General features: G+C 61.2%; 30 protein-coding genes. 27 read left to right on the top strand and 3 right to left on the bottom strand.

The annotated features are described in order from the left end of the window. Positions 1–25: 25 nt before the first annotated feature. Genes rplB through rpsQ form a run of 7 tightly spaced genes read left to right on the top strand, consistent with a single transcriptional unit; the run spans position 26 to position 3,333 of the window. Complete coding sequence (gene rplB / locus ABIB36_RS12685) at positions 26–865, top strand: 50S ribosomal protein L2 (RefSeq protein WP_084348486.1); 840 nt, start codon at positions 26–28, stop codon at positions 863–865. 13 nt (positions 866–878) lie between these two features. After that, entirely contained in the window at positions 879–1,160 is a 282-nt protein-coding gene (gene rpsS, locus ABIB36_RS12680; RefSeq protein ID WP_008718309.1) for a 30S ribosomal protein S19, read from the top strand. Beyond that, on the top strand, positions 1,157–1,588 hold the full coding sequence (gene rplV / locus ABIB36_RS12675) for a 50S ribosomal protein L22 (protein ID WP_084348485.1): 432 nt from the start codon (positions 1,157–1,159) through the stop codon (positions 1,586–1,588). Before rpsS ends, rplV begins: the two co-directional genes overlap by 4 nt. After that, complete coding sequence (gene rpsC, locus ABIB36_RS12670; protein ID WP_088943003.1) at positions 1,588–2,394, top strand: 30S ribosomal protein S3; 807 nt, start codon at positions 1,588–1,590, stop codon at positions 2,392–2,394. The genes rplV and rpsC overlap by 1 nt, the downstream gene beginning before the upstream one ends. A gap of 2 nt (positions 2,395–2,396) precedes the next feature. Next, positions 2,397–2,813 carry a 50S ribosomal protein L16 gene (gene rplP / locus ABIB36_RS12665; protein WP_084348483.1) on the top strand — a complete coding sequence of 139 codons (417 nt, stop codon included), beginning with the start codon at positions 2,397–2,399 and terminating at the stop codon, positions 2,811–2,813. Then, positions 2,813–3,058 (top strand): 50S ribosomal protein L29, encoded by a 246-nt coding sequence (gene rpmC, locus ABIB36_RS12660; RefSeq protein ID WP_072806568.1) that lies wholly within the window; start codon positions 2,813–2,815, stop codon positions 3,056–3,058. The genes rplP and rpmC overlap by 1 nt, the downstream gene beginning before the upstream one ends. Further along, a complete protein-coding gene (gene rpsQ / locus ABIB36_RS12655) occupies positions 3,055–3,333 on the top strand; it encodes a 30S ribosomal protein S17 (protein ID WP_084348482.1) in 279 nt (92 codons plus the stop codon). The genes rpmC and rpsQ overlap by 4 nt, the downstream gene beginning before the upstream one ends. Positions 3,334–3,482: 149 nt before the next feature. Here rpsQ and ABIB36_RS12650 read toward each other — a convergent pair whose 3' ends face one another. The 3 genes from ABIB36_RS12650 to ABIB36_RS12640 are packed head-to-tail and all read right to left on the bottom strand — an operon-like array spanning position 3,483 to position 8,340. After that, positions 3,483–6,644: a helicase HerA domain-containing protein gene (locus ABIB36_RS12650; protein WP_354559313.1), complete on the bottom strand. Its 3,162-nt coding sequence runs from the start codon at positions 6,642–6,644 to the stop codon at positions 3,483–3,485. Continuing rightward, a complete protein-coding gene (locus ABIB36_RS12645) occupies positions 6,644–7,273 on the bottom strand; it encodes a hypothetical protein (RefSeq protein WP_354559314.1) in 630 nt (209 codons plus the stop codon). Before ABIB36_RS12645 ends, ABIB36_RS12650 begins: the two co-directional genes overlap by 1 nt. Beyond that, positions 7,270–8,340 carry an endonuclease domain-containing protein gene (locus ABIB36_RS12640; RefSeq protein WP_354559315.1) on the bottom strand — a complete coding sequence of 357 codons (1,071 nt, stop codon included), beginning with the start codon at positions 8,338–8,340 and terminating at the stop codon, positions 7,270–7,272. Before ABIB36_RS12640 ends, ABIB36_RS12645 begins: the two co-directional genes overlap by 4 nt. 250 nt (positions 8,341–8,590) lie before the next feature. On the opposite strand from ABIB36_RS12640, the gene rplN reads away from it, so the two are divergent. From rplN to rplQ, 20 genes are all read left to right on the top strand, one after another. Next, positions 8,591–8,959: a 50S ribosomal protein L14 gene (gene rplN, locus ABIB36_RS12635; RefSeq protein ID WP_084348479.1), complete on the top strand. Its 369-nt coding sequence runs from the start codon at positions 8,591–8,593 to the stop codon at positions 8,957–8,959. Then, entirely contained in the window at positions 8,960–9,277 is a 318-nt protein-coding gene (rplX, locus tag ABIB36_RS12630) for a 50S ribosomal protein L24 (protein WP_084348478.1), read from the top strand. Position 9,278: 1 nt separating this feature from the next. Then, the gene (rplE, locus tag ABIB36_RS12625; protein ID WP_084348477.1) at positions 9,279–9,851 is read left to right on the top strand and encodes a 50S ribosomal protein L5; all 573 of its coding nucleotides are present in this window, start codon (positions 9,279–9,281) and stop codon (positions 9,849–9,851) included. 4 nt (positions 9,852–9,855) lie between these two features. Beyond that, the gene (locus ABIB36_RS12620) at positions 9,856–10,041 is read left to right on the top strand and encodes a type Z 30S ribosomal protein S14 (RefSeq protein WP_084348476.1); all 186 of its coding nucleotides are present in this window, start codon (positions 9,856–9,858) and stop codon (positions 10,039–10,041) included. A gap of 498 nt (positions 10,042–10,539) precedes the next feature. Next, positions 10,540–10,938, top strand: coding sequence for a 30S ribosomal protein S8 (rpsH, locus tag ABIB36_RS12615; protein WP_084348475.1), 399 nt, complete (start codon positions 10,540–10,542; stop codon positions 10,936–10,938). A 14-nt stretch (positions 10,939–10,952) separates the two neighbouring features. Beyond that, the gene (rplF, locus tag ABIB36_RS12610) at positions 10,953–11,492 is read left to right on the top strand and encodes a 50S ribosomal protein L6 (protein ID WP_084348474.1); all 540 of its coding nucleotides are present in this window, start codon (positions 10,953–10,955) and stop codon (positions 11,490–11,492) included. 1 nt (position 11,493) lies between these two features. Continuing rightward, positions 11,494–11,910: a 50S ribosomal protein L18 gene (gene rplR, locus ABIB36_RS12605; RefSeq protein ID WP_354559316.1), complete on the top strand. Its 417-nt coding sequence runs from the start codon at positions 11,494–11,496 to the stop codon at positions 11,908–11,910. A gap of 34 nt (positions 11,911–11,944) precedes the next feature. Next, complete coding sequence (rpsE, locus tag ABIB36_RS12600) at positions 11,945–12,616, top strand: 30S ribosomal protein S5 (RefSeq protein WP_088943009.1); 672 nt, start codon at positions 11,945–11,947, stop codon at positions 12,614–12,616. Next, positions 12,616–12,795 (top strand): 50S ribosomal protein L30, encoded by a 180-nt coding sequence (gene rpmD / locus ABIB36_RS12595; RefSeq protein WP_084348471.1) that lies wholly within the window; start codon positions 12,616–12,618, stop codon positions 12,793–12,795. Before rpsE ends, rpmD begins: the two co-directional genes overlap by 1 nt. A gap of 2 nt (positions 12,796–12,797) precedes the next feature. Next, on the top strand, positions 12,798–13,241 hold the full coding sequence (gene rplO / locus ABIB36_RS12590; RefSeq protein WP_084348470.1) for a 50S ribosomal protein L15: 444 nt from the start codon (positions 12,798–12,800) through the stop codon (positions 13,239–13,241). Positions 13,242–13,536: 295 nt separating this feature from the next. After that, entirely contained in the window at positions 13,537–14,859 is a 1,323-nt protein-coding gene (gene secY / locus ABIB36_RS12585; RefSeq protein ID WP_084348469.1) for a preprotein translocase subunit SecY, read from the top strand. Continuing rightward, a complete protein-coding gene (locus tag ABIB36_RS12580; protein ID WP_084348468.1) occupies positions 14,856–15,410 on the top strand; it encodes an adenylate kinase in 555 nt (184 codons plus the stop codon). Before secY ends, ABIB36_RS12580 begins: the two co-directional genes overlap by 4 nt. Further along, positions 15,410–16,204 carry a type I methionyl aminopeptidase gene (gene map, locus ABIB36_RS12575; RefSeq protein WP_084348467.1) on the top strand — a complete coding sequence of 265 codons (795 nt, stop codon included), beginning with the start codon at positions 15,410–15,412 and terminating at the stop codon, positions 16,202–16,204. The genes ABIB36_RS12580 and map overlap by 1 nt, the downstream gene beginning before the upstream one ends. A 415-nt stretch (positions 16,205–16,619) precedes the next feature. Next, positions 16,620–16,841 (top strand): translation initiation factor IF-1, encoded by a 222-nt coding sequence (infA, locus tag ABIB36_RS12570; RefSeq protein WP_005140011.1) that lies wholly within the window; start codon positions 16,620–16,622, stop codon positions 16,839–16,841. 107 nt (positions 16,842–16,948) lie between these two features. Continuing rightward, on the top strand, positions 16,949–17,062 hold the full coding sequence (rpmJ, locus tag ABIB36_RS12565; RefSeq protein ID WP_025347279.1) for a 50S ribosomal protein L36: 114 nt from the start codon (positions 16,949–16,951) through the stop codon (positions 17,060–17,062). A gap of 214 nt (positions 17,063–17,276) precedes the next feature. Beyond that, a complete protein-coding gene (rpsM, locus tag ABIB36_RS12560) occupies positions 17,277–17,651 on the top strand; it encodes a 30S ribosomal protein S13 (RefSeq protein ID WP_084348466.1) in 375 nt (124 codons plus the stop codon). After that, the gene (gene rpsK / locus ABIB36_RS12555; RefSeq protein WP_084348465.1) at positions 17,651–18,064 is read left to right on the top strand and encodes a 30S ribosomal protein S11; all 414 of its coding nucleotides are present in this window, start codon (positions 17,651–17,653) and stop codon (positions 18,062–18,064) included. The genes rpsM and rpsK overlap by 1 nt, the downstream gene beginning before the upstream one ends. A 21-nt stretch (positions 18,065–18,085) precedes the next feature. Continuing rightward, positions 18,086–18,691, top strand: coding sequence for a 30S ribosomal protein S4 (rpsD, locus tag ABIB36_RS12550; protein WP_084348464.1), 606 nt, complete (start codon positions 18,086–18,088; stop codon positions 18,689–18,691). 97 nt (positions 18,692–18,788) lie between these two features. Further along, entirely contained in the window at positions 18,789–19,853 is a 1,065-nt protein-coding gene (locus ABIB36_RS12545) for a DNA-directed RNA polymerase subunit alpha (RefSeq protein WP_084348463.1), read from the top strand. Between the two features lie 34 nt (positions 19,854–19,887). Next, a complete protein-coding gene (gene rplQ, locus ABIB36_RS12540; RefSeq protein ID WP_088943014.1) occupies positions 19,888–20,478 on the top strand; it encodes a 50S ribosomal protein L17 in 591 nt (196 codons plus the stop codon).

The following is a 20,478-nucleotide window of genomic DNA, read 5'->3' as shown; positions in this document are numbered from 1 at the left end:
TCGGATATAGAGGACGAGAAGACTCATGGCAATCCGTAAGTACAAGCCGACCACTCCGGGCCGTCGTGGTTCGAGCGTCTCCGATTTCGCGGAGATCACTCGCAGCACGCCCGAGAAGTCGCTGGTTCGCCCCCTGCACGGTCGCGGTGGACGTAACGCACACGGTCGTATCACCACCCGGCACAAGGGTGGCGGACACAAGCGCGCGTACCGTCTGATCGATTTCCGTCGCAACGACAAAGATGGCGTGCCGGCCAAGGTCGCTCACATCGAGTACGACCCGAACCGCACAGCCAACATCGCATTGCTGCACTTCGCAGACGGCGAGAAGCGCTACATCGTTGCACCCAAGGGCATCGCCCAGGGGTCTCCGATCGAATCGGGCGCCAACGCCGACATCAAGCCGGGCAACAACCTGCCTTTGCGCAACATCCCGACGGGTACGACCATTCACGCGGTCGAGCTTCGTCCGGGCGGCGGCGCGAAGATGGCACGCTCTGCCGGCTCGAGCATTCAGCTCCTCGGTAAGGAAGGCGCCTACGCCACGTTGCGTATGCCTTCCGGTGAAATCCGTCGCGTCGACGTGCGCTGCCGCGCAACTGTCGGCGAGGTCGGCAACGCCGAGCAGTCGAACATCAACTGGGGCAAGGCCGGCCGCATGCGTTGGAAGGGCAAGCGCCCCTCCGTCCGTGGTGTCGTCATGAACCCGGTCGACCACCCGCACGGTGGTGGTGAGGGTAAGACCTCCGGTGGCCGCCACCCGGTCAGCCCGTGGGGACAGGCCGAAGGCCGTACCCGCAGTAGGAAGAAGGCGAGCGACAAGCTCATCGTCCGTCGTCGCCGTACCGGCAAGAACAAGCGCTAGGAGGGAGTTCAGAATGCCACGCAGCCTGAAGAAAGGCCCGTTCGTAGACGATCACCTCCTCGCGAAGGTTGACGTCCAGAACGATAAGGGAACCAAGCAGGTCATCAAGACCTGGTCCCGTCGCTCGACAATTCTCCCCGACTTCATCGGACACACGTTCGCGGTGCACGACGGCCGCAAGCACGTGCCGGTGTTCGTATCCGACTCGATGGTCGGACACAAGCTCGGAGAGTTCGCACCGACCCGCACGTTCAAGGGTCATATCAAGGACGACCGGAAGGCGAAGAGGCGATGAGTAAGACCGAAACCGCCAATCCGACTGCCAACCCGACCGCAAAGGCAATCGCGAAGCATGTTCGCGTGACGCCGATGAAGGCTCGTCGTGTCGTGGACATGGTTCGCGGGCGCTCCGTCGAGGACGCGCTCAACATCCTGAAGTTCGCGCCACAGGCAGCCAGCGAGCCGGTCGCCAAGGTGATCGCTTCAGCAGCGGCAAACGCAGAGAACAACCTCGATCTCGATCCCAGCACGCTGATCGTGGCGACTGCATTCGTGGACGAGGGTGCAACCCTCAAGCGATTCCAGCCGCGCGCTCAGGGCCGGGCATTCCGGATCCGCAAGCGCACGAGTCACATCACGGTGATCGTCGAGAGCCTGCCCAAGACCGGCGGAACGAGTCGTAACCGTCGTAAGGGCCAGGCGTCCAAGGAAGGGGCTCAGTAGTGGGTCAGAAAATCAACCCGCACGGCTTCCGCTTGGGTATCACCACTGACTGGAAGTCGCGTTGGTACGCAGACAAGCAGTACTCGGAGTACGTCAAGGAAGACGTCGCCATCCGCAAGCTTCTTGCCACCGGCATGGAGCGCGCGGGTATCGCGAAGGTCGAAATCGAGCGCACCCGTGATCGTGTCCGCGTGGACATCCACACGGCACGTCCGGGAATCGTCATCGGCCGTCGTGGCGCCGAGGCGGACCGCATCCGCGGAGCTCTCGAGAAGCTGACCGGCAAGCAGGTTCAGCTCAACATCCTCGAAGTCAAGAACGCCGAGTCCGAGGCACAGCTCGTGGCACAGGGTGTTGCCGAGCAGCTGAGCAACCGCGTCGCTTTCCGTCGTGCAATGCGTAAGGCCATCCAGTCGGCCATGCGTCAGCCGAACGTCAAGGGCATCCGCGTCCAGTGCTCCGGCCGTCTCGGCGGCGCCGAGATGTCCCGGTCGGAGTTCTACCGCGAAGGCCGTGTGCCGCTGCACACTCTTCGTGCGGATATCGACTACGGGCTGTACGAGGCCAAGACCACCTTCGGCCGTATCGGCGTGAAGGTCTGGATCTACAAGGGCGACATCGTCGGTGGCAAGCGCGAGCTCGCTGCTGCGGCTCCAGCTGCCGGCGGACCCGAGCGCCCGCGTCGCGAACGTCCGTCACGTCCGCGTCGCTCCGGTGCCTCGGGCACCACCGCGACCAGCACTGAGGCCGGTCGCGCAGCATCCGCCGAGGCTCCGGCCTCGTCCGAGCCGAAACAGGAGGGCTGACGATGTTGATCCCACGGCGGGTCAAACACCGCAAGCAGCACCACCCGCGACGTTCGGGTGCCGCCAAGGGCGGAACCGCTGTGACGTTCGGTGACTACGGCATTCAGGCTCTCGAGCCCGCCTACATCACGAACCGTCAGATCGAGGCTGCTCGTATCGCTATCACTCGCCACATCAAGCGTGGTGGCAAGGTCTGGATCAACATCTTCCCGGACCGGCCCCTCACCAAGAAGCCTGCCGAGACCCGCATGGGTTCCGGTAAGGGTTCACCCGAGTGGTGGATTGCGAACGTCAAGCCGGGCCGCGTGCTCTTCGAGCTCTCATACCCGGACGACACCGTTGCGCGTGAGGCACTTACTCGCGCCATCCACAAGCTGCCTATCAAGGCACGCATTATCACCCGGGAGGAGCAGTTCTGATGGCTACCGGAACCCCAGCCGCAGAGCTCCGTGAGCTCACCGGTGAAGAATTGGTCAACAAGCTGCGCGAGTCGAAGGAAGAACTCTTCAACCTTCGCTTCCAGATGGCGACCGGACAGTTGGACAACAACCGTCGCCTGCGCGTAGTACGCCACGAGATTGCTCGTATCTACACGGTGCTGCGTGAGCGCGAGCTCGGTCTGGCCACCGGTCCTGCCGAGGACACTGCAGGTGACGCGGCATGAGCGAGGAAAAGACAGTGACTGAAACACGCAACAACCGCAAGATTCGGATCGGCTATGTCGTCTCCGACAAGATGGAGAAGACGATCGTGGTCGAGCTCGAAGACAGGGTCAAGCACCCTCTCTACAGCAAGATCATCCGTCGCACCACGAAGGTCAAGGCTCATGACGAGAACGGTGTCGCCGGTGTAGGCGACCGCGTTCAGCTCATGGAGACCCGTCCGCTGTCCGCCACGAAGCACTGGCGTCTGGTAGAGGTTCTCGAAAAGGCCAAGTAAGCGGCAGTAAACAGCAAAGCCCCCGTTCGCTATCGCGGACGGGGGGCTTTGCTGTGTTCAGACAAGCACACTGGATTCACGACAGGCCGCGCACAGCGGCGCTGTTGTCTTCGTGGGCGGACGTCTCCAGCGCAACCAGTCCGGTTACCTCATCCTCGCGCCAATTGGATGACCTCTTCTTCGGTCGGTGGACTCTTCGGGTGATACGACAGGCAGAGCCTGGTTTTGGTGCGTACGAACGAGGACTCCTCGACCGCTGCGTAGAACTCGCCGGCGGGGAGCTTGCCGATGTCGGGAATTGATCCGCCTTTGACCCGCGCAACTTCCTTGGCAGCCTCGATTTGTACCGGTGCGTTGAGTCGACCGTAGAACTGCGTGCCACAGTTTCCTGGGATCTTGTTGTTGAGACCCTTCGGTGCCTGTGTCGCGAAGACCATCCCCAATCCGTATTTTCTGGCCTGCGACACCAGCGCGAGAGTGCTGTGGAGGCAGATCGTCATTCGGTCCGATGGGGCGAAGTTCTGAGCCTCGTCGAGCACGAACAACCCCCCGAGCGGCAGATCGCCGGCCGGGTTCTTCTTGATCCATGCGAACAGTGCCATCTGAAGCTGATTGACGAAGTTCTCCTTTTGCGATGCCGTCGTCAGCCCCGACATGTTGATGACCGAGATTCGTGCGCTCTTACCTGCGCGGGGAGTGAGCAACATCCCTGGATCTGCCGATGATCCCGCACCGCCGAACAGGGGATCGGTAGTCGTGGACGCCTTCAAGTTCTCTGCCAGGTCGGCAGCGATTTTCACACCGTTCTTGAGGGTGCTGGCGCCGTCCGGAAAATTCTCGAGGAGGTCGATGAAATCGTCCAGACTTCCCTGCGAACGATGGCCGAAGTCGACCAGCGCTTGGCGAAGCACGGCCATCATCTGTCGACTCTTGGCCGTCCCTCCCAATGCCATTGCCTGCGGAGCCAACGAGGACAAGGCGCTCTCCACAGCGGAATCGAATTCATCGGGATCGTCGATGACCTCCGCGAAATTCGGCAAAGGCTGAAAGCTCAGTGCTCGACCGGCACTACGACGAGGAGTCCACACGACTACCTCACTGTTGGAGAAATAGTCCGAGGCCTTGGCTTCGTCGTCGCCCGTCCAGTTGCGACTACCGCTGGGCCACTCGACGCCCAGCCTCGACAGGTCGTTGTTGGGATCGAGCACGATTGCCGAGACGCCTTTGAGCGCGCACTCCTCGAGAAGGCGACGGATGAGAACCGTTTTGCCGGACCCGGAACCGGCGAAAATGGCGGTGTGCTTGCGCAGTGTCTCCAGTTCGACGCTGACCTCGGGACCGCCATCTGTCGGTGTTCCCAACGGAATTGCCGTGTCCGAGATCGGTGGTGGCGGCGCCGGTGCAGGCGACTGCTCGGCCGGTCGTACTTCGTGGGCAGGAAACAGGCCGGGGTCGGTAGCAGGTTGGTGAACGACGGTATTCGCTCCCGCTGCTTCGTCGAGCACCGGCGTCTTCGGAAGTACGTCGCGGAACAGAGCGATCTCGTGGGCCGGTTGCCTGGCAACCAGCCACGCCTGCAGGTTCTCGTCCTTCTCGGCGGCGAGGGCTTTCAACGCGGACAGCGCGAGGACATCGCTTTCGGTGAAGGAGACGACGATCCCGCCCGCATCCTCGAAGGCTTGCACCGTCTTTGCGGTCTTGGGCCCACTCGGCCAGGGCGCAGACCGGAGGATCACCAGTCGTCGCTTCTCGGTTCCCTGTGTCAATCCAGCAGCAGTACAGGCCTTTTGGATCCTGTTCTGGACGGAGATCGGATTCTTGGCAGCAATCGCGCGGAATCCCCAGTGCTCTTGGTCGTCCGTGACGTCGTCCAGGACGCGTCGTATCCGTCCGTGTAGGGACGGTTTGCGCCCGGGTTCGGCGTCGCGGGTGAATTTGTGCTCGACGGTGCCGGTTTCGGTGATCCAGGCATCGAGTCCAGCACCGAGCAGTGAGGGCACCGTGTCGTCCTCGTCGTCGGCGTCGAGTGCAGAGAAATCGGCCACGGCAAGCAACTCCGCGAATCGGGCATCGAGTTTTACGAAATCGCCTGGGGGAGCGGGTGGAATTACCACTACCGGGACGGGTGGGTTCAGAGTCGTAAGTTCGGTGATGTCGTTGTTGCGTAGGCAAATTTGGATGTGATCGTCCACGCTGCGCAGCAGTGTGCGCGGATTGTAGAGATTCACATCGTCGAATGCTTCGGGCGCGATGGGCCACGTCGGATGTGGAGGAGTGAATCCAGCCTGTTCGTATCGAGCGGCGAAGCGTTTGGCGACGATCTCGACGCCGATCTCTCTCGTTGGAATCTGATGCAGCGACTCGGCTACGTGGAAGCGGTCTTTCACCGACTCGACCGTGTTGTCGGCAATGAAAGTCCACGCACTGGGTAGCAGTGAAATGACAGCAACGGTACGAACGAGGTTCTGCCGCAACCCCATCAGGCCGTGAGCGATATTGTCGAGCTGGGTGCCCTGCTCTGCTGTGAATACTCCTTTCGGATCACTCTGCATGCGTGACTGCGCTATGAGGGTGTCGATCTGATCGACAGCAACGACTGTGGGCGCACTCAGCGAAAGCAGCCACGAAATATCGACGGCCACTTGTTGTGAGGTCAGCACGGCGTTGGGGAGACCCCAGTACGTCCGCTGCTCGTGGTCGAGTGCATCGTTCGACCGCAGGAACGCGTCGCCCAGATCCTGCAGGTCGAAGTCAGCGCTCGCTGCCAACACCAGTGCCCGCAGTGTGTGACGTGCTTGTTTGAGGTCCGGGTACTTGCGACGCAGTCGATCGATGAACTGCGATATCAAATCGGGGCTGACGGTGCGCTCGCCCTGCAGAGCCCGGCATTCCATGCGGCCGAGTCCGACGTCGGTTCCGAGATCCCAGAGGAGCTTCTCGAGTTGGCTGTCGAAACCTGGTGTCGGTCTTTCGATGTCGGTGAGTATTCCGTGGAGGACCGAGTCCCAGAAAACTTTCTCGTCGAGCAATTCGATCAGGAAGAAGTAACCGCCGGCGCTTTGAACCTTGTCACGAACCTGGCCCAACATGTGAGTCTTTCCCGACCCGGCGGCTCCCTGAATCACCACGCCCAGCGGTTTCGAGGTCGAGCGCTTGTCAGCTTCGTCGAACGAGCGCATGACGCTGCTCAGTGAGTTCTCGTTCATTCCATCGACGTGAAGTTCGTTGGTACGCCAGACGTCGTCGGGGGTGGGGGCCCAGGTCAGTTGAATGGAGGAGAGTGCTGCGTACTGCTCGGCGTCCATCGTCATCAGCGGTCGATCTTCATCATGTGTCGTGACTGGCCGCCGATATGGAGTGCTGCTGTGCGGTCGTCATCGGTCAAGGTCGCCTGGTTGGCTTCGGGGATCAGGTTGATCTCCTGAGCGCGGTAGAGCGAACTCAGCGCCGCGTCCAGCACCGATCGATCCATGGTTCGCAGGGCTTCGCGAAGTCGCGTCAGCGACACCCATGCACGCGGTTCACTGGCAAGGCGGTGATAACTGTCGCGAACCAGGTTTTCAGGGTCCGTGCCCTTCTGTGCTGTGTCCGCTGTTGCGGGTAAGAACACGTCATTGGGTTCGATCCCGACGCGATCGAAGTATCGGCGCATCGCGCGCAGCAGGGTGTACAAAGTCTTGCCGCCGCTGCGGCTGGCCTGAGACGGGGCGGGAGCCCCGAACTCCTGGCTTCCGCGGGCCCATCCCTTGTCCGTGAGGTCGACAACAATTCCGCGGCCGACCTTCTCGACCCCGATCAGTTCGGCCCCGAGCAGCTTGTCCCGCGACTTGGCGCTCAGTTCGGAGCCCAGGGTCCTCAACTCCGTGAGCTTCAGTGGCCGAGATTCCGCCATCAGTACGAGCAGCGTGGTTCGTTCGACGAATGTCAGCTCGGTTGTCACTGGAGTGATCCTTCTTTCGTGGCAGTAAGTGTGTTCGGATCGGAGTCACGGATGATGCGGTGTCGGTATAGCGCAGCCTGTATCTCGTCGACAACCTGCCATACGTCTGCATGCACGCGCTCGTTGGGAATACGCAGAATCTCGAAGCCCACGCCACGAAGAATTTCGTCACGCTTGTCGTCCTTTGCCCTACTCCAGGCGGACCGATGTTCGTGACCGTCCAACTCGACGGCGAACAAGTCTTCGAGCCACACGATGTCGAGGAAGTACTTCTGCGCGATGTCGTTGTACTGGAAAGGGTGATTGAGTCGCCGATTCGTGGCCCACGAATGCTTGGAAAGCTCGCGGTCGACGCGTTTCTCGACGTCACTACCCGGGTGAGGCCTTCCAGTGACGGCCCAATACTCGACCGTGGGCCTCGTTCGAGAGCGCTGGCCGGTGTCGTCCACGTCGAGCAGTTCCCGTGGCAACGTCACGAACACGCTGGACAGGCGGTCGACGGCGGGCAGTGGATTGTCGACGAGCCACACGGCGAACCCGCGGGCGGCCAACCACTCCGACGCAGCTGCGAGGGCATGTTGCTGCGTCGATGACTGCTCGTTCGAATCCAGCAGAAGCGCGACCTGTGCACGTTGCCAACTGGCCCCGAGGATGCCGGCCAGGCCTTCCGCCACCTCGGCGTCGCAGAACGGACGTCCCATTGCATTGTTGCCGAGGGATCGCTCGGCGAGATCCGCCAGGAACGGGCCGTAGTGATCGCTGTTCGCGGCCAGATGACGTGCGTGGATCCGAACCGCTGCGAAATCCAGCGAGCTGCGACCGGTGATCGACGATGCGTCGGGTAACCATGCGGGAAACAGTTCGATCGCGATCACAGTCAAGGCCGAGAGCACCTGCTCGATCACAGCGGACTGGCGATCCCTCGGCTCGACATGAACTCGAATCAAGGCGGGAGCCGTGTCCGGCAGATACTCGAGTGCGACGGCGATCGCATCTCCGGGTGCGCCCACGAGGCAGACAGCTCGATCGAGGGGGAGACCCCAAGTGTCGACGTGCCCAGTCGTCATGCCGCAGTCACCGATTCGCTCCTGCGATGCGCATACACATCGCAAAACCATACCGGTGGTCCGTTTCACTTCGCGCAACGAGTTGCCTTTTTCGGACTCGCCGATTTGGACTCTTTCGGCCGTTTCCCCTACACTTGACCGGTTGCCTGAGGCAGCGGTGTGTCTTCGTGCCACTGCCGCCCTGGTAGCCGACCGCGCGCGTCGGGACGGAAATCCGCCGCGTAAGCAAATCCAGGTCTAGGAGAAGTTAGTGATTCAGCAGGAGTCGCGAGTACGCGTCGCTGACAACACGGGCGCGAAGGAAATCCTTTGCATCCGCGTTCTCGGTGGCTCGTCACGTCGCTACGCCGGAATCGGCGACATCATCGTAGCTACGGTGAAAGATGCCATTCCCGGTGGAAACATCAAAAAGGGCGAGATCGTCAAGGCCGTCATCGTCCGCACCGTCAAGGAGCGTCGCCGTCCGGATGGCTCGTACATCCGTTTCGACGAGAACGCAGCCGTGCTGATCAAGCCGGACAACGATCCTCGTGGAACCCGCATCTTCGGCCCAGTCGGCCGCGAGCTGCGCGAAAAGAAGTTCATGAAGATCGTTTCGCTCGCCCCGGAGGTGCTGTAAATGAAGGTGCACAAGGGCGACACCGTTCTCGTGATCGCAGGCAAAGACAAGGGTGCGAAGGGCAAGGTCATTCAGTCCTACCCGGACAATGACAAGGTTCTCGTCGAGGGCGTCAACCGCATCAAGAAGCACACTGCGGTCTCTTCCAATCAGCGTGGCGCGTCTTCGGGCGGCATCGTCACGCAGGAAGCCCCGATCCATGTATCGAACGTTGCAGTAGTCGATTCGGACGGAAACCCGACGCGTGTGGGTTACCGGACCGACGAGGAGACCGGCAAGCGCGTTCGGATTTCCCGGAAAAACGGGAAGGACATCTGAGATGACTACCACTGAGAACACCGCGGGCGTACAGCCTCGCCTCAAGGCGCGCTACCGCGCCGAGATCAAAGACGCCCTGAACACCGAGTTTGCATACGAGAACGTCATGCAGATCCCCGGTGTGGTCAAGGTCGTCGTCAACATGGGTGTCGGCGACGCCGCCCGTGACGCCAAGCTGATCAACGGTGCAGTTGCCGACCTCGCAGCGATCACCGGTCAGAAGCCGGAGATCCGCAAGGCTCGCAAGTCCATCGCTCAGTTCAAGCTCCGCGAAGGTATGCCCATCGGCGCCCGCGTCACACTTCGTGGCGACCGCATGTGGGAATTCCTGGACCGGCTGACCTCCATTGCCCTTCCCCGAATCAGGGACTTCCGCGGCCTCTCCGGCACGCAGTTCGACGGCAACGGAAACTACACGTTCGGCCTCAACGAGCAGTCGATGTTCCATGAGATCGACGTGGACCAGATCGATCGTCCGCGCGGCATGGACATCACCGTGGTGACCACCGCAACCAACAACGAAGAAGGCCGTGCGTTGCTCAAGCACCTCGGCTTCCCGTTCAAGGAGAACTGAGTCCATGGCGAAGAAGGCATTGGTCAACAAGGCCAACAAGAAGCCGAAGTTCGCGGTGCAAGGTTACACACGTTGCAACCGCTGCGGCCGTCCCCGCGCAGTATTCCGCAAGTTCGGCCTGTGCCGAATCTGTGTTCGCGAGATGGCACACGCTGGAGAACTTCCCGGCGTTCGCAAGAGCTCCTGGTGATCTGAGGCCCTCGGGCCTCATCACATCACGTTGACGAGCGTGGGTCCCTGAACTGGGACCCACGCTCGTTTTGTTGTATGTGAATCCGGCAACGATCGCACTGACACCTCCGACTCCGGCGATGACGCCGCATGGATCCGGCGAACTCACTGTCCCTTCCGTATCGATCTCGGCTGGTGTCCTCGAGTCCTGTACCACGACCGATTTTGAGAATGACGCCCGGTTCCCTACACTAGAGCGGTTGCCCGGGCTTCGTCGTGCCTGCACGCGAGTTCTTGCAATAGCGAACGCAAACCTCGAGTTCTCCTACACGGAAGCTCGTAACACCTGGCAGTGCAGTGATGCATTGCCAGGAGCGCAACCCCTGACCGGCAACAGTCGGTCAGGACATGTTCACTTCGCTGTAGGCCCACGATGTGACGAGTCAGGCCCTGTACGGGGCACCAGCTCGCGCGTGCTGCATGGGAACCGCTACGAGAAAGGTGCACAGGTCACACCATGACGATGACCGATCCAATTGCAGACTTCTTGACCCGTCTGCGCAACGCCAATTCGGCGTACCACGACGAGGTGAAGCTTCCCCACTCGAAGTTGAAGGCGAATATCGCCGACATCCTCAAGCGCGAGGGCTACATCGCAGATTTCCGCACCGAGGACGCCGAGGTGGGCAAGACCCTCATCGTCGACCTCAAATACGGACCCAGCCGCGAGCGCAGCCTCGCAGGCATCCGTCGTATCTCGAAGCCCGGTCTTCGCGTATACGCAAAATCCACCAATCTGCCCAAGGTTCTCGGCGGCCTGGGCGTGGCGATCATCTCCACGTCCACAGGCTTGCTTACGGAGCGTCAGGCGGCCAAGCAGGGTGTGGGCGGAGAAGTCCTCGCCTACGTCTGGTAGGGGAGGCCACCACCATGTCACGTATTGGAAAATTGCCGGTCACGGTCCCCGCGGGCGTTGACATCACGATCGACGGGCAGAACATCGCAGTCAAGGGCCCCAAGGGTGCCCTCGAGTTGACGATCGCCGAACCCATTCAGATTGCTCGGTCGGAAGATGGCACTCTCGCTGTCACCCGTCCGGACGACGATCGTCGTAGTCGCTCGCTGCATGGCCTTTCGCGCACGCTGGTCGCAAACCTCATCACCGGTGTCACCAACGGTTACACCACCAAGATGGAGATCCACGGCGTCGGCTACCGCGTTGTGGTGAAGGGCAAGGACCTCGAGTTCGCGCTCGGTTACAGCCACCCAGTGCTGATCGAAGCACCTGAAGGCATCACGTTCACGGTCGAGTCGCCTACGCGATTCACCATCATCGGCATCGATAAGCAGAAGGTCGGCCAGATCGCGGCCAACGTCCGTCGTCTGCGGCGCCCCGACCCGTACAAGGGTAAGGGCATCCGCTACGAGGGTGAAGTTATCCGCCGCAAGGTCGGGAAGACGGGTAAGTGATATGAGCCAGCAAACAGCAGACAAAGCGGCCGTCGTGAAGCGCACTCCGCGCGGCACGGACGTGTCGACGAAGCGTCGCCTGTCGAAGGCACGCCGTCATTTCCGCCTTCGGAAGAAGATCTCCGGAACGCCCGAGCGTCCTCGCTTGGTCGTCAACCGTTCTTCGCGTCACATTCACGTCCAGCTGGTCGACGATCTTGCGGGCCGCACGCTCGCGAGCGCCTCGAGCATCGAAGCCGACGTGCGTGCACTCGATGGCGACAAGAAGGCCGTCAGCGCCAAGGTGGGCGAGCTCATCGCCAGCCGTGCGAAGGCTGCTGGAATCGACGCTGTCGTATTCGACCGCGGCGGAAACAGCTACAGCGGCCGCATCGCGGCTCTGGCAGACGCAGCTCGCGAAGGCGGGTTGACGTTCTGATGATGACAATGACCGAAAACGGAAGGACAGCCTGATGCCGGGACGTCAACGGCGTGACGGCGGAAGCGGCCCCGCCGGACAGAACAGTGGCCCGAACGCAGCCGGCGGTGACAACAGCCAGCGCGGTGACAATCGCGGTGGTCGTGACCGTCGCGACAACTCGCGTGGCGGAAACGCTGCCGACAAGTCGAACTTCATCGAGCGCGTGGTTGCCATCAACCGCGTCTCCAAGGTGGTCAAGGGTGGTCGTCGCTTCAGCTTCACCGCCCTCGTCATCGTCGGAGACGGCAACGGTTTGGTCGGCGTCGGCTACGGCAAGGCCAAGGAAGTTCCTGCAGCAATCCAGAAGGGTGTCGAGGAAGCTCGTAAGAGTTTCTTCCGCGTTCCGATGATCGCTGGCACCATCACGCACCCGATCCAGGGTGAAGCGGCAGCAGGCGTTGTCATGTTGCGTCCGGCCAGCCCCGGTACCGGCGTCATCGCCGGTGGTGCTGTCCGCGCCGTGCTGGAGTGCGCTGGGATCCGCGACGTGCTGTCGAAGTCGCTCGGTAGCGACAACGCCATCAACGTCGTGCATGCCACCGTCGCAGCACTCAAGGGTCTGCAGCGTCCCGAGGAAGTCGCGGCTCGCCGCGGTCTGACCCTCGAAGAGGTTGCACCCGCCGGAATGCTGCGTGCACGTGCACAGGCAGGAGCGGTCAAGTAATGGCTCAGCTCAAGGTCACCCAGATCAGAAGCACCATCGGCCAGCGCGCAACACAGCGTGACACCTTGCGGACTCTCGGACTCAAAGGCATTCGCCAGACGGTCCTCCGCGAGGACAACTCGCAAAATCGCGGTCTGGTCAACAAGGTGCGCCACCTCGTAACAGTTGAGGAGGTCTAACCATGACCATCAAACTCCATCATCTGCGCCCAGCGCCCGGATCCAAGTCGACGAAGATTCGCGTCGGCCGTGGTGAAGGCGGCAAGCGCGGTAAGACCGCAGGTCGCGGTACCAAGGGAACCGGCGCTCGCAAGAACGTGCCGGCACGCTTCGAGGGTGGGCAGATGCCTCTCCAGATGCGGCTTCCGAAGCTCAAGGGGTTCACCAACCCCAACCGCGTCGTGTTTCAGGTTGTGAACCTTCGCGACATCGAGCGGCTCTTCCCCGAAGGTGGCCAGGTCAGCCTCGCTGACTTGATCGCCAAGGGTGCAGTCCGTAAGAACGAGCCCGTCAAGGTGCTCGGCGACGGCAAGATATCGGTCAAGGTCGATATCTCCGCCAACAAGTTCACTGGTTCGGCCAAGGAAAAGATCGCCGCAGCCGGCGGTTCTGTAACCGAGGTTTAGCCACATTCGACTTTGGTCGAGTGAGCTCATCGTGTGTCGATGGCCGCAGCGACAAGCCTTAACGGGCCAACGCTGCGGCCATCGCTGCCTCACCGGTATCTCTACATCGGGCGGCCGGGTAGGGCGGCGACTGACCGACAGGTCGACTGCTGCACACTGTTAGAGTTCTAGAGTTCACGAAAGTGCTTTTCCATGCGGACGATACATATTGTTCGCAGTCCATGGTCGAGTGTCGCCGAGGCCGGTAACGGCTCCGCAGACACCTACCACCAACGCAGTCGTGCCAGGAGGATCTTTGCTTTCCGCCTTCGTGTCGGCCCTCAGGACTCCTGACCTGAGACGGAAGATCCTTTTCACCCTCGGGTTGGTTGCCCTGTATCGCTTCGGCGCTACGCTCCCATCCCCAGGCGTGGATTACGCCAACGTCAAGGCGTGCATCGATGAGGTATCAGGCGGCGATCAAGCCGGTATCTACTCGCTGATCAACCTGTTCTCCGGTGGCGCGCTGCTACAGCTGTCCGTGTTTGCGATCGGCATCATGCCGTACATCACGGCGAGCATCATCGTGCAGTTGTTGACCGTCGTCATCCCCAAGTTCGAGGAACTCCGCAAGGAGGGCCAGTCGGGCCAGGCGAAGATGACCCAGTACACGCGTTATCTGTCGATCGCTTTGGCGATCCTGCAGGCGACCGGTCTGGTGGCTCTCGCGTCCCGAGGCCAACTACTCCAGGGCTGTCAGCAGGACATCATTGCCGACAAGAGCATTTTCGGTCTGATCATCATCGTCCTCGTCATGACCGCAGGTGCTGCAGTGGTGATGTGGTTCGGCGAGGTCATCACCGAGCGCGGAGTCGGAAACGGCATGTCGCTGCTGATCTTCGCAGGAATCGCCTCGCGCATCCCGTCCGAAGGCAAGTCCATCCTGGATAGCCGCGGCGGCCTCGTATTCGGTCTGGTGTGCGTTGCTGCACTCCTCATCATCGCCGGCGTTGTGTTCGTCGAGCAGGGGCAGCGTCGAATTCCGGTGCAGTACGCCAAGCGGATGGTCGGCCGGAAGATGTACGGCGGATCGTCGACGTATCTTCCGCTGAAGGTCAACCAGGCCGGTGTCATCCCGGTGATCTTCGCGTCCTCGCTGCTGTACCTGCCCAACCTGATCGCACAGCTCACCTCCGCCAGCACGGCGACGGACCCGAGTTGGTGGCAGCGAATCATCAACGAGTACCTGGTCAACCCGGCGAATCCGGTCTACATTGCCATCTACTTCGGACTCATCGTCTTCTTCACTTACTTCTACGTCGCGATCACGTTCAATCCAGAGGAACGTGCGGATGAGATGAAGAAGTTCGGTGGTTTCATCCCGGGTATTCGGCCGGGTAAGCCGACCGCCGATTACCTGAACTATGTGCTCAGCCGCATCACCTTGCCGGGCGCTATCTACCTGGGCACCATTGCCGTGCTGCCCAACCTGTTCCTCGACATCGGGAGCTCCGGCGGCGCACAGAACCTGCCGTTCGGTGGCACTGCTGTGCTGATCATGGTCAGCGTCGGCCTCGATACCGTGAAGCAGATCGAAAGTCAGCTGATGCAGCGCAACTACGAAGGGTTCCTCAAGTGAGACTTGTTCTTCTTGGTCCTCCCGGTGCCGGCAAGGGCACCCAAGCCGAGATCCTGTCCGAGAAGCTGGGTGTACCTCACATCTCGACCGGCGATCTCTTTCGCGCGAACATCGGCGAGAAGACCGCCCTCGGGATCGAGGCGAAGAAATACCTCGACGCCGGAGACCTCGTACCGAGCGAGCTGACCGTCGATATGGTTCGTAGTCGCTTGGCCGAACCGGACGCCGTCAACGGCTTTCTTCTCGACGGATTTCCGCGCTCGGTGGGTCAAGCAGAGTCGCTCGTCACTATCCTTGCCGATATGGGTGCAGAGCTGGATGGTGTGTTGTCGTTCGTCGTCGACGAAGACGTCGTGGTTGCTCGCATGCTCTCCCGTGGGCGCGCCGACGACAAAGAGGACGTCATCCGTAACCGGCTGAAGGTCTACCGCGATGAGACGGCGCCGCTGCTCGACTACTACAAGGACCGGATCCTCACCGTCGATGCAATCGGTGAGGTCGAAGAAGTCAGCGCACGTGCGTTGAAGGCGATCGAGGATCTCGACAACTGATGGCTTTCGGTCGTAAACGTAAGGTAGTGCCGTTCCGCAGCGCGGGCGAGTTGGATGCGATGGCTGCAGCAGGCGCGATCGTCGGTTCAGCGTTGGTTGCCGTGCGAGATGCGGCCAAGCCCGGTGTGTCGACCCTCGAATTGGACAGGGTTGCCGAGGCTGTCATTCGTGACGCCGGTGCGGTCCCTTCCTTCCTGGGGTATCACGGGTTCACCGGAAGTATCTGCTCGTCCGTCAACGACCGAGTCGTGCACGGTATCCCGTCGGCCGAGGACATCCTCGTTGTCGGAGATCTGATCTCGATCGACTGCGGTGCAGTTCTCGACGGTTGGCACGGCGACTCGGCGTGGACGTTCGGAATCGGAGACCTCATCGAGGCCGACGAGTTGCTCAGCGAAGCGACGCGTCTGTCGATGGAGGCTGGAATCGCGGCGATGCTCCCAGGCAATCGGCTCACCGACATTTCGCACGCTATCGAGAACGGAACACGCGCGGCGGAAAAGGTTCACGGTCGCGCTTACGGAATTGTCGACGGTTACGGCGGTCACGGCATAGGCCGTGAAATGCATATGGACCCGTTCCTGGCGAACGAGGGCGCTCCGGGTAAGGGGCCTGAACTGGTTGTGGGATCGACGTTGGCAATCGAGCCGATGCTCACCCTAGGTACCTACGAGACCGAGATCCTGTCCGATGATTGGACAGTGGTGACAACTGACGGCTCGCGAGCGGCGCATTGGGAGCACACCGTTGCGGTCACGGACGACGGCCCCCGGATCCTGACTCTGCGCCCCTGAATTGCTTCGGCCGCCGCGTAGCAGTGGTTCCGTTTGGCTTCACCGACCTGATCTTCTGGTGGCGGGCGTCTCGATTCCGTGGCGCTTGGGTGCAGCCTATCAAGGCCATCTCGGATGAATTTCCGCTTCTTTCGCTCACTTACGGATGACCTCATTTGGCCTGGTGAGGGTTTGCCGGTAACATAGGTCGACGGTGCGCCATGCGCGCCGGTTGCTCGCATGCCTACGTAAGTTCGCTAGCGGTCGACCGGCCGATACTGCCAGCTCAGACAATAGAAATTGCTGCTCGTGTAATCGATGTTGCCGGTTCTGAAAGTTGAAGTTGCCAGCCTCGGCTGAGCGGCGGCGTGAGCATCACGGTAAACGAATCACATATGCAATCAACCAGGTGTACAAAGCCAGGATCGCGGAGGATATGGCAAAGAAAGACGGCGCCATCGAGGTAGAGGGCCGAGTTGTCGAACCCTTGCCCAATGCGATGTTTCGCATCGAGCTCGAAAACGGCCACAAGGTACTCGCTCACATCAGTGGGAAGATGCGGCAGCACTACATCCGTATCCTTCCCGAGGATCGCGTCGTAGTGGAGCTCTCTCCATATGACCTCACGCGTGGGCGCATCGTTTACCGCTACAAGTAAGAGCTTCTTCGGCCAGGTCCGGTCGAAGAGAACCATGCTCGGACGTGTCGGATTCGCTCCTCGCGAACGGTCCGGCGCGTACGAGCTACACACAGGAGATCAACGACGTGAAGGTTCAGCCGAGCGTCAAGAAGATCTGCGAAAAATGCAAGGTGATCCGCCGTAACGGGCGAGTCATGGTGATCTGCGACAACCTGCGTCACAAGCAGCGTCAGGGATAACCACCGAGCATTTCGCTTTCTGCTTGGCACATAGCTAGAAGATGACCTCCCAGCACCAACCGCGACATACGCGTCGCGGCATACCCCCGGCACGGAGGCCGGGGCCCCACTGAGTTTTAGAAGACGGTTGCTTCGAGAAGGATCTGTTTTCGGCAGTACAGAGGCACAGGGGACGGACTGGGAGCAGACCTCCGGACACGAAAAGGATTGCCACATGGCACGTCTCGCAGGTGTGGATCTTCCGCGCGAAAAGCGCATGGAGATCGCACTGACATACATTTACGGCGTTGGCCGTACCCGTTCCAAGGAAATCCTGGTTGCGACAGGGGTCAATCCCGACCTGCGCAGCAAGGACCTGTCCGATGAAGATCTGGGCAAGCTCCGCGAGTACATCGAGGAGTCCCTCAAGGTCGAGGGCGACCTGCGCCGCGAGGTTCAGGCCGACATCCGTCGCAAGATCGAAATCGGCTGCTACCAGGGCCTTCGCCACCGTCGTGGTCTGCCCGTCCGAGGACAGCGCACCAAGACCAATGCGCGCACCCGCAAGGGCCCCAAGCGCACCATTGCCGGCAAGAAGAAGGCGAAGTAATGCCCCCTAAAGCACGCGGTACAGGTCCTAAGAAGACACAGAAGACGCGTCGCAGGGACAAGAAGAACGTCCCGCACGGATCTGCTCACATCAAGAGCACGTTCAACAACACGATCGTCTCGATCACCGACCCCGCAGGCAACGTCATCTCCTGGGCGTCCTCGGGCCACGTGGGCTTCAAGGGCTCGCGTAAGTCGACTCCGTTCGCGGCCCAGCTTGCAGCCGAGAGTGCTGCTCGCAAGGCGCAGGAACACGGTGTCAAGAAGGTCGACGTGTTCGTCAAGGGTCCCGGCTCCGGCCGTGAGACCGCTATTCGTTCGCTTCAGGCCGCAGGCCTGGAGGTCGGCACCATCTCCGATGTCACCCCCCAGCCGCACAACGGTTGCCGTCCGCCGAAGCGGCGTCGGGTCTAGCGGGAAGGAAAGGTTTAGAAAATGGCACGTTATACCGGTCCTATCACCCGCAAGTCTCGTCGTCTGCGCGTTGACCTTGTTGGAGGCGACCAGGCATTCGAGCGTCGTCCCTACCCGCCCGGCCAGCACGGCCGCGCGCGGATCAAGGAGAGCGAGTACCTGCTCCAGCTGCAGGAGAAGCAGAAGGCTCGCTTCACCTACGGCGTGATGGAGAAGCAGTTCCGTCTCTACTACAAGGAAGCCAACCGTCGCCCCGGCAAGACCGGTGAGAACTTGTTGACAATCCTGGAGACGCGTCTCGACAACGTCGTGTACCGCGCTGGTCTGGCACGCACGCGCCGTCAAGCACGCCAGCTGGTCACCCACGGTCACTTCCTTGTGAACAACAAGCGAGTGGACATCCCCAGCTACCGCGTCTCGCAGTACGACATCATCGATGTCCGCGAGAAGTCCGCGCAGACACTGCCGATCCAGATCGCTCGTGAAAGCTACGGGGATCGTCCGGTGGCCGCATGGTTGCAGGTAGTTCCGAACCGTCTTCGCATCCTCGTTCACCGGGTGCCGGAGCGCGCACAGATCGATGTGCCGCTCCAGGAGCAGCTCATCGTCGAGTTCTACTCGAAGTAAGACGCACCACGCATGTGAGCTTTCGACAAGCTCACATGCGTATGCGTCTCCATACCTGGACGTCAAATAGCGGACGTCCGTACAGGAGGAACACACAATGCTCATTTCACAGCGCCCGACGCTGACCGAAGAGGTCATCGCCGACAATCGCTCGAAATTCGTCATCGAGCCGCTCGAGCCTGGCTTCGGTTACACACTCGGCAACTCGCTCCGCCGTACCCTGCTGTCGTCGATCCCCGGCGCTGCTGTCACCAGCATCCGTATCGACGGCGTCCTCCACGAGTTCACTACTGTTCCGGGAGTAAAGGAAGATGTCACCGACATAATCCTGAACCTCAAGGGCCTCGTCGTGAGCTCCGAAGAGGACGAGCCGGTCACCATGTACGTCCGCAAACAGGGCCCAGGCGCTGTCACCGCAGGCGACATCGTTCCTCCGGCCGGCGTCACGGTGAACAATCCGGATCTGCATATCGCGACTTTGAACGACAAAGGCAAGCTGGAGATCGAGCTCGTAGTCGAGCGCGGTCGCGGCTATGTCCCTGCCGTCCAGAACAAGGCATCAGGCGCCGAAATCGGCCGTATCCCGGTCGACTCGATCTACTCGCCCGTGCTCAAGGTCACGTACAAGGTGGAGGCCACTCGCGTCGAACAGCGCACCGACTTCGATCGGCTCGTTCTCGACGTGGAGACCAAGAACTCCATCACCGCGCGGGACGCGCTCGCTTCGGCGGGCAAGACCCTGGTTGAGCTCTTCGGCCTCGCCCGTGAGCTGAACGTCGAAGCAGAAGGAATCGAGATCGGACCCTCGCCCGCCGAGGCCGATCACATTGCTTCCTTCGGACTCCCTATCGAGGATCTGGACCTCACAGTCCGTTCCTACAACTGCCTCAAGCGCGAGGGTGTTCACACCGTCGGCGAGCTGGTTGGTCGTACCGAGTCCGATCTGCTGGACATTCGTAACTTCGGACAGAAGTCCATCGACGAGGTGAAGGTCAAGCTGCATTCGCTTGGTCTTTCACTCAAGGACAGCCCCGCGTCCTTCGATCCGACGACCGTGCCCGGATACGACGCCACCACGGGTACGTGGAGCGACACCGACGCCGGATCCTTCGCTGAAAGCGAAGGCGCCGAGCAGGACTACGCCGAGACAGAACAGCTGTAACCAGCTCGCTGGAGCTCTTACTAGGAGATTCAACATGCCCAAGCCCACCAAGGGCCGCCGTCTCGGCGGGTCGGCGTCGCACCAGAAGGCCATTTTGGCCAACCTCGCGACGGCACTCTTCGAGCACGGCCGCATCACCACCACCGAGTCGAAGGCCAAGCGCCTTCGTCCCCACGCCGAGAAGCTCGTGACCCATGCGAAGCATGGCGATCTCGCTCATCGTCGTGAGGTTCTCAAGATCATCAACAACAAAGATGTCGTACATAAGCTCTTCGCCGAGATCGGGCCGTTTTTCGCCGATCGCGACGGTGGCTACACGCGCATCATCAAGACCGTTCCCCGCAAGGGTGACAACTCGCCGATGGCCATCATCGAGCTCGTCAACGAGCAGACGGTGTCCAACGAAGCAGATCGCGCTCGTCGCGTGAAGGCTTCGCAGGCTGCTCCAGCTGCCGAGGCACCTGCCGCGGACAACGTCGTCGAGGCTGTCGAGGCCGACGCGACCGAGGCCGAGGTCGAAAACGCCGAAGCTGTAGTCGATGGCATCGAGGACAACGACGCTCACGCGTCGGACGCCGCCGATGCCGAGGCTGTGTCGACTGAAACCGAAGCCAAGAAGGACTAG

The sequence above is a fragment of the Rhodococcus sp. UYP9 genome (assembly GCF_040547235.1).
Taxonomy (GTDB): Bacteria; Actinomycetota; Actinomycetes; order Mycobacteriales; family Mycobacteriaceae; genus Rhodococcoides.
This window is presented reverse-complemented; position numbering and strand designations above follow the sequence as displayed.